This window comes from Flavobacterium bizetiae, from assembly GCF_902804475.1.
Lineage (GTDB): Bacteria > Bacteroidota > Bacteroidia > Flavobacteriales > Flavobacteriaceae > Flavobacterium > Flavobacterium bizetiae.
The window spans coordinates 7,481-15,845 of record NZ_CADCSU010000172.1 but is presented as its reverse complement, the minus strand read 5'-3'; the positions used below and the strand labels follow the sequence as shown (position 1 = coordinate 15,845).

The window sequence follows — 8,365 nt, the reverse complement described above, 5'->3', positions numbered from 1 at the left end:
CTTATTTTCTGCGTAAACTGTCCAATTTGGAACACTTTTTCAATAAACTCGATCTTTTGATCCAAGGAATTATTTTCATTTTTTAAGTGGACTGCAAAATGGTTTGTTAATTTTTGAATAATTCTGGAACTGATTAAATCCATTTGAACTTCATCAAAATTGATTATTTTCTTTTTTTGAAAAGCAAATTCAGCCGATACAATATCATTTAGTTTCGCTTTCAATGCATGGATGGTTGGCGCACATTTTCGGCCGTTTACCCAGGTATTCAGTTCTAATTTCAGATCATCAATAATAGCTTCTGCAGCTGGAATATGCTGTTTTCTTCTTTCCAGCGTGTCATCAGTAATTTGAGATAAATCATCCAGATGTATTAAAGTTACACCGGGTATTTCTTCTACATTAGTATCTACATTGCGTGGAATGGACAAGTCCAGAATTAATAAGGTTTTCTGTAAATTAAGCGATGTTTTGTCAATAGTGGGGTTTTGTGCTCCTGTAGCTACAACCAGCACATCTGCCTGCTGTAGTTCTTCTTTCAAATCGTCGTAATCTTTTACAATAATATTGAGTTTTCCTGCCAATAATTCGGCTTTGTTTTTTGTTCTGTTTATAAGAGTAATATGGCTGTTTTTAGTATGTTTTACTAAGTTTTCACAAGTATTTCTTCCTATTTTTCCTGTTCCGAATAACAAAATATTTTTATTTTCAATATCTGCCACATTTCGTATAATATACTGCACTGATGCAAAAGAAACGGATGTTGCACCAGAAGAAATTTTAGTCTCTGTTTTAACTTTTTTGCTCGCTTGAATAACAGTATTTACCAAACGGTCCAGAAAAGTGTTTACCAAACCTTCTTGTTTACTATGATTAAAAGCGATTTTAATTTGGCTGATAATTTCGAAATCGCCCAGAATCTGACTGTCTAAACCTGTCCCTACCCTAAACATATGATTGACAGCTTCTTCATTCTTATATATATAAGCAGCCTGCTGAAATTCTTCAACAGAACCATTGCTGTTTTCGCAAAGCAATTTGATGAGTTCATAAGGATGATGGGCAAAACCATAAACTTCAGTTCTATTACAAGTACAAGTCACAATCAATGATTCTATGCCTTCTGCTTTGGCCTGCATCAATAAATCAGATTGTGCTTGAGTATCTAAACTAAATTTTCCTCTAATTTCTGCATCTGCCTTCTTATAGCTTAGCCCTAATGCGTAAAAAGTGGTGGAACTGGACATATTAAAATTTTCCATATTTATGTTTTCCTTAAAAAGTTCAAAAAATTATTACTGACTAATTTATATATAACAACGCTAGAAGGACTTAATATATCGCTGTAGAATAAATTGATTCAAATTGGCAATTTTATATAATTTCCTGCCATTATACATGACATGAGAGTTTCAAAATATTTATATACTGATTCTATAATATTGTAAAGAATCCGGCACTGTAATAGTATTGAAATATAAAACGCTGCCTTTTTCAGGCAGCGTTTTGAGAAGAAAATTACTTTTGAACTATAGGAGTTCTCAGTGATTCTAAAACAGCAACTATATCTGTATAAAGCTCTGTATTTGAAGCAACACCATTTGCATTGGCTGCAGCTCCAACATATCCTTCAAATTTTGTATAATCCGCACTGCTGGATTTTGTTCCCATACGAGGATTTTTTGCAGGATCATGCGCCGCTGACATACTCAAACCAGAATATGTATTTACAGCATTTGTTCCTCCCGTATTAAACGAAAAGAAATCAGTCAGATTATCTGATAATTTAGCAATATTGGTAGACTGGGTAGTTCCCGTTTCTGCCAATAAAGGAGCAAAATGTGCCTGCAGATTCCCTGAAGCATTCGATTGGATATCAGCAACAATCAATCCGATAGTTGAATTTACCACTTTGCGGAAACTCAAACGTCCCTGCTCAATCATCTGGCCGGAATTATCAGGATCAGAAACCATTTTAGTCCCGCCTAAGCGTTCATAAATTGATGCCTTTACAGGAGGTGCAGGGGTTTCGTCGTCATTACTGCTGCAGGAAATCATAGCTGCAGATGCAGCAAGCAATACACTAAGTGTAAGTTTTGAATAAATTTTCATAAATTTAAGGTATTAAAGGGTTAATTAAAAAAACGATTTATTTTTTGAGATAATTTATAACTCAAGCTATTTTGATTCATTGGGCAGACTTCTTTGTTTGCTAAATTTGCAGGTAGAATATAACGCTTAGCATCATAGTGTCTTTTAGACATCAACTCATTGAAAACTTTCTGTGAGTTTGTAATTTTATTATTGTGGAAATACACCACAACATTTCTTTTAACGATAATAGAGTCAGATGTCAGGCCTTTTATACTTCTTAAATCGGCACATATTTGTCTGGCCTGCAGAGAATCGATATCTGATTGAAAATCGATTCTGCTTACCTGCAGATTTGGCGTATCATAAACGGGTGGTTTTACTGTTATAATGTGAAAAAGCAAAATGGCAATAAATAGCCCAAATATTCCGCTTAGTATAAAAAGTCCCTTTTTGATTATTTTATTAATTTTCATAATTTTTATGTTTTTAAAATTATCTACGTCTACTTAATCGCTGCGGTTTTAGAAATACTTGCAAATTGATCAATTTAGAATCGTTTTAAACACAGAAATTACCTAATAATTTAATTATAAAGGAGATACTAGAAAACTCTGGCAAGATTAAATCCAAAAAATATATCTCCTTTTCTCCAATCGCCTGTTGTTCTTCCCAGATATCCAGCTTCATCAATTGCCTGTGAACTGGTAAAATGCATCTGGAAAACATGCCCGCCGGTTTCTAAATCAAAACCGATAGACAGCGGGTTTTTATAAAGAGAATTCGCTGCCCTATTTAAATGCGCTGCATAATCCATATTTAAAGACCAGCGTTTGGCGATTTTATATCTTCCTCCAAAACCTATAGCATATTGAGTATTGCTTTGGTCAACGTCGTCAACAAAATTCTGGTGAAAGAATGACGGCACAATTTCTAAAGACAGCTTTTCAGAAAATTTTCTGGAAATCAGCAGCTGTGCTACATAAGTAAGCCTGTCTTTAAATTCAAGTTTAGGGTACAAGCTTTCTTTTAACGTGTTATTAATAGACAAACTATTGAACCCGGCTATAGTGACGGGAAAACCATCTTTTATTTGAGGTAATAGCATATACTTTGTTGCAAAGTCATATGCAAATTCACTTCTGGCCGCACTTACATTAAGTCCATTTGTCAAACCGTAAATAAATTTAATTTGTGTATTGGCATTATCCAGTCCGTAGAAACCTTCAAAACCATCTTTAATGGATCCGAATCGGTGTGCAACAACAAAATACAAATCACCTTTTGCGGCCAATTTTGTAGACTCAAGATTAACAATTTTCAGGGCTTTGAATGCAGATGTCACTTTTTCTTTTGTAGAAGGAGTTTCTACTCCAGAGAGCAAATCGGTTTGGGAGAAGCTTAACAGCGGAAATAAAAAAAATAATAGAATAAAGTTTTTCATGAGGTTAGTTTTAAATTGTTATTTGTATTAGTGTACAACTGAAGATTGGTCTATTTTAAATTCCTGGAGCAATTCGTCATATCCTAAAAAACGTCCTTTAATCTTGAGAGTTTTCCCGGATGTAATATTTTGAGGCAAACGGTTTTTGAATGTCACAAATATTTTTTCGCTCATAACAATTCCATTACCAGCTTTATCAATACTTGTTACTGGTGCAGATAATTCAATTGTTTTGTCCTGATATTTGATGTAAGCCAGACTATCGTTTGAAGCAAACTCTCTTTCTAGTTCGTTAACGGTTACAACATAATCGGCAGTTTCTGATTCTATATCCCTATGCCCTTTGTAGATGTAGAAGAAAGACAAAATTCCGATTATTATAAAAAGGGAAATTGTAGTTAGTATTTTTTTTCTCATAACTGTTTTTTAGTATTTGGATTATCTACGTTAAAAAATACCTATTGGATTTAAACCATTAAATATGCCTTTTGTTAAATCTGTATTATGCTTTTCAACGTATATGATTTTGAAATGCCTGATGATTCTTAAAATCATGCCTTTATTTATAACTAAAAACCAATCTTATGAATCTAAAAACACTTTTCGTTATCTCATCATTAGCTTCAATCTTTGTAAGCTGCGCCAACGATGATCCAAGCACCTTAATGGACCCCACACCCATTAATGGTCTGGCAACGTACAGCCAAAATGTAAAATCTATTATTGATAATAACTGTGTTGTATGCCATGCAGCAGTTCCTAAAAATGGAGCGCCTATGTCCTTAGTTACTTATGATCAGGTGAAAAATGCAGTTTTAAATCGAGGATTGCTTACACGAATTTCTTTAGAAAATGGAGATAGTTCCTTAATGCCGCAGGGCGGACCAAGATTACCTCAAACCACTATAGATATTATAAATAAATGGAATCAGGATGGATTATTAGAAAAATAATCTAGAACAAGATCATGAGGAAAATCATAATAATGCCAATGCTATTGGCTTCTTTTATTGTTTTTTCGCAAGAAAAAATAGTAACTAAATCTGCAGCAATAACGCTCGAAGCTTCAGTACCTTCTTTTCAGCCGGTTGCAGGAACTAACAGCAATGTAACTTTTGTTTTAAATCCCGCAACAGGAGAAGTGGCAAGCCTTGCTTTAATGAAAGGATTCCAATTTGAAATGGCTTTGATGGAAGAACATTTTAATGAAAATTACATGGAAACCGATAAGTATCCAAAAGCCGTTTTTAGAGGCCAAATTGAGGGGTTCGACATTAAAAGTCTAACAGAAGATTATAAAGATTATATCATAAAAGGGAAGTTAGAACTTCACGGTAAATCTAAAGATATAAAAGCCGCTGCAAAAATTACTAAGACGGGGCCGCGAATCACCATCATTTCTGATTTCGCCGTAAATGCCAGTGATTTTAGCATCCCTATCCCATCGCTTATTAAGTATAAACTGGACGATAGGGTCAAAGTTCAAATTATTGCGGTTTTAAAATAAGTGCTAAACCAGATAAATCTTATCCACTAAAAACAATGTAAAGCCAAAAAACTATGAAAAAAAACATACTCATTGCAATGCTATATGTCTGCGCTATTGGCCTCTCACAAGAAAAAATGATCAGTAAATCAGGAAAAATTACTTTTGAAGCATCCGTTGCTTCTTTCGAAGAAGTCAAGGCCACAAATACTAATGTTACTTTTGTCCTGAATCCTGCAACGGGCGAAATTGCAAGTTTAGCCTTAATGAAAGGATTTCGATTTAAAGTCGCTTTGATGGAAGAACATTTCAATGAAAATTATATTGAAAGTGACCGCTATCCAAAAGCAGTCTTTAAAGGAAAAATAGAAGGGTTTGATCTTCAGAGCCTAACGGTAAACCCTAAAGATTTTATCATTAAGGGTAAATTGGAACTTCACGGAAAATCTAAGGATGTAAGCACCACAGCAAGGATAAGCAAATCAATATCAGGAGTTAGTATTTTATCTGATTTTAGTGTAAATGCCAGTGATTTTAATATTGCAATACCAAGCCTTGTTAAAAGCAAAGTTTCTAATAAGATAAACATTCAAGTTGCAGCAGTATTAGGAGCAAACAGACAATAATTACCAAAAAAACTTAAAAAGTCAATTATTCATTATATCAAAAAAAATGGAGGAAGAAACAAAAATTGAAGACGACTTTACCCTTATACACTTTCAGAATGACAGTTCAGAGCCTTTTTTTGCCAACCGTGAGCTGGGAAGTGATATGATTCAGTTTCATTTCGGACTGAAAGGCAATAGCAAATTTTTGTTCAGTCAGGGTAGTTATACTTTAGAATTGAAAGAGGAAAAATCCCTGCTTTTGTACAATCCTAAAAAGCAGACATCACTTCATTTAGAACTTGCTCCAAATTCATGGGTGATTTCTATTATCGTCTCGATTAAGAAATTTCACGCGCTGTTTTCTACTCAAGCAGATTATATTACTTTATTAAGTGCTGATAATAACAACCAAAAGTATTCTACTGAAGCAAATATCAGTCCCCAGATGGCAATTGTTTTAAGCCAGCTGTTTCATTATAACTTTCATCCTTCTGTAAAAAACCTTTATTACAAAGGAAAAGGATATGAACTGCTGAGTTTGTATTTTAACAGGTCTGAGAATCCAAGTGCGCAACATTGTCCGTTTTTAATTGATCAGGACAATGTTTTGAAAATCAGAAAAGCCAAAAAAATTATTATTGCAAATATGAATGAACCGCCTAGTTTACAGGAATTGGCAGATGAAATTGGCCTTAATATGAAAAAACTAAAAATAGGTTTCAAACAAATATACGGTGATACTGTCTATGGTTTTCTGTTTGATTACAAAATGGATTGCGCCAGAAAACTGCTTGACAGCGGCTGCTACAATGTAAATGAAGTGGGCTTAAAAATAGGTTACAGCACCGGAAGCCACTTCATTGCCGGATTCAAGAAAAAATTTGCCACAACTCCAAAAAAATATCTGATGTCGATTAATACCAATTTTAAAACAGTATCGATTTTGTAAATTGCAGTATAAATAAAAAATAATATTACTCATATTTCTAAATGGCAGCAAATGCTACTTTTAGAAAAAATTCAAACAACAAATACTTAAAGCTTAAAGCTTAAGTTAAAAGCAAAAAAATAATGAAAGGCGTATTAATAGTAAATTTGGGATCTCCCGAAAGTCCAACACCAAAAGATGTAAAGCCGTATTTAGATGAATTTTTAATGGATAAATACGTGATCGATGTTCCGTATTTATTGAGAGCTTTATTAGTCCGAGGCATCATCTTAAGAAAAAGACCCAAAGAATCGGCACATGCTTATGCAAAAATCTGGTGGGACGAAGGTTCGCCCCTTGTAGTGCTTTCAGAAAGAATGCAGAAGAAAGTACAAACATTGGTAAATGTACCGGTTACACTGGCAATGCGCTATGGAAGCATGACCATCGAGAAAGGACTCCAGGAGTTACACGATAAAGGCGTTAGCGAAGTAATGCTTTTCCCACTGTATCCGCAATATGCAATGGCTTCTACTCTAACCATTTTAGTAAAGGCAGAAGAAATTAGAAAGAAGAAATTTCCACAGATGACTTTTACCAATGTTACTGCTTTTTACAACAAACCGGATTATATCAAAAATCTGGCAGATTCAATTCAGAAACATTTAGCTGCATTTCCATACGATCATTTATTGTTTTCGTATCACGGAATTCCAGAACGTCATATACGAAAAACCGACGTAACCAAATCGCATTGTAAAATTGACGGTTCTTGCTGTAACACACCTTCACCAGCGCATGATTTCTGTTATCGTCATCAATGTTATGAAACGACAAAACAAGTAGTAAAATTATTAGGTCTCACAGAAGATAAATACAGCTTAACTTTCCAGTCCCGATTGGCTGGAGATAAATGGCTGGAGCCTTATACCGATATTGAAATTGATAAAATGCCGGCAAAAGGAATTAAAAATCTGGCTGTGGTAACACCGGCTTTCGTTTCGGATTGTTTAGAAACGCTCGAAGAAATCGCCATGCGTGCCAGAGAAGATTTTGAGAAAAATGGAGGAGAAAATTTCTTGGCCGTTCCTTGTTTGAATGACGACGACCAGTGGTGCCAGACTGTTGGTAACTGGATTAATGACTGGGCTGAATAATACTAAAATAGCAATATCGAGATATTGGACCTCCCATCATTCATATATCCGTTGGCCTCTTTATATAAATGAACTTCGATAATTCTTCTGTCGAAGCATTTAGTGATTCGGCAGATTGAATAATCAAAAGAAAATTTCTCTCAACTCATTATTTCAAAGATTTACATCTTCACACAACAATTTTGAAATACCCAGGATATTGGCAACGGACTTTCTCAACTTGTGAGAAATTGCAAGCATCATCTGCTCTAAAGCACTGTTAAATTCTTCCATGTTCAACTCCTTTTCTTTTTCTCTGATGTTCAAATTTACATTGGCAATTTTTAAATCTTTAGTACATCTTTGCAATTCTTCGTGATTAAAAATAAGTTCTTGCTTTGCTTTTTTTAACTTATCTAATATAATATCCTTATCCATAATTTACCATTAATAAAGTTAGTTAAAAGTATAACATTTAAAACGACTTTTCTTACCTAAGTACGTCTAACACCAATTAGATTCTAAATTCCTCGCTTTTTATTTCGATGTTTTGTTATTAATTGATTTTGAGAGTTAAAAAAAAAAATTAAAAAAGTAAATATTTACTCTGGAAAATAATTTTGTTTAATATTCTAATTCTGTACTAATTATCTTGGTAACTTTTTAAAGTTT

General features: G+C 33.9%; 11 protein-coding genes. 5 read left to right on the top strand and 6 right to left on the bottom strand.

Annotation, left to right across the window (positions count from 1 at the left end; translation table 11 throughout):
* The 5 genes from hemA to FLACOL7796_RS21815 form a co-directional block, all read right to left on the bottom strand.
* Positions 1 to 1,262, bottom strand: a 1,262-nt coding sequence (gene hemA, locus FLACOL7796_RS21835) for a glutamyl-tRNA reductase (protein ID WP_173972896.1), incomplete at its 3' end; no start/stop codon positions are given.
* Between the two features lie 256 nt (positions 1,263 to 1,518).
* Positions 1,519 to 2,112 carry a globin family protein gene (locus tag FLACOL7796_RS21830; protein ID WP_035625449.1) on the bottom strand — a complete coding sequence of 198 codons (594 nt, stop codon included), beginning with the start codon at positions 2,110 to 2,112 and terminating at the stop codon, positions 1,519 to 1,521.
* Between the two features lie 20 nt (positions 2,113 to 2,132).
* A complete protein-coding gene (locus tag FLACOL7796_RS21825; protein ID WP_035625451.1) occupies positions 2,133 to 2,567 on the bottom strand; it encodes a hypothetical protein in 435 nt (144 codons plus the stop codon).
* Between the two features lie 128 nt (positions 2,568 to 2,695).
* Positions 2,696 to 3,535 carry a DUF5777 family beta-barrel protein gene (locus tag FLACOL7796_RS21820; protein ID WP_173972895.1) on the bottom strand — a complete coding sequence of 280 codons (840 nt, stop codon included), beginning with the start codon at positions 3,533 to 3,535 and terminating at the stop codon, positions 2,696 to 2,698.
* A gap of 27 nt (positions 3,536 to 3,562) precedes the next feature.
* Entirely contained in the window at positions 3,563 to 3,952 is a 390-nt protein-coding gene (locus FLACOL7796_RS21815; protein WP_035625455.1) for an OB-fold protein, read from the bottom strand.
* Between the two features lie 167 nt (positions 3,953 to 4,119).
* Between FLACOL7796_RS21815 and FLACOL7796_RS21810 the strand changes: the two genes are divergently transcribed.
* From FLACOL7796_RS21810 to hemH, 5 genes are all read left to right on the top strand, one after another.
* Positions 4,120 to 4,488 (top strand): hypothetical protein, encoded by a 369-nt coding sequence (locus tag FLACOL7796_RS21810; RefSeq protein ID WP_035625458.1) that lies wholly within the window; start codon positions 4,120 to 4,122, stop codon positions 4,486 to 4,488.
* Positions 4,489 to 4,502: 14 nt separating this feature from the next.
* Positions 4,503 to 5,042 carry a YceI family protein gene (locus tag FLACOL7796_RS21805; RefSeq protein ID WP_173972894.1) on the top strand — a complete coding sequence of 180 codons (540 nt, stop codon included), beginning with the start codon at positions 4,503 to 4,505 and terminating at the stop codon, positions 5,040 to 5,042.
* A 53-nt stretch (positions 5,043 to 5,095) separates the two neighbouring features.
* A complete protein-coding gene (locus FLACOL7796_RS21800) occupies positions 5,096 to 5,647 on the top strand; it encodes a YceI family protein (RefSeq protein WP_173972893.1) in 552 nt (183 codons plus the stop codon).
* A gap of 46 nt (positions 5,648 to 5,693) precedes the next feature.
* Complete coding sequence (locus FLACOL7796_RS21795; protein WP_173972892.1) at positions 5,694 to 6,578, top strand: helix-turn-helix transcriptional regulator; 885 nt, start codon at positions 5,694 to 5,696, stop codon at positions 6,576 to 6,578.
* A gap of 122 nt (positions 6,579 to 6,700) precedes the next feature.
* Positions 6,701 to 7,714, top strand: coding sequence for a ferrochelatase (hemH, locus tag FLACOL7796_RS21790; protein WP_173972891.1), 1,014 nt, complete (start codon positions 6,701 to 6,703; stop codon positions 7,712 to 7,714).
* 153 nt (positions 7,715 to 7,867) lie between these two features.
* Here hemH and FLACOL7796_RS21785 read toward each other — a convergent pair whose 3' ends face one another.
* On the bottom strand, positions 7,868 to 8,131 hold the full coding sequence (locus FLACOL7796_RS21785; RefSeq protein WP_173972890.1) for a hypothetical protein: 264 nt from the start codon (positions 8,129 to 8,131) through the stop codon (positions 7,868 to 7,870).
* Positions 8,132 to 8,365: the final 234 nt, after the last annotated feature.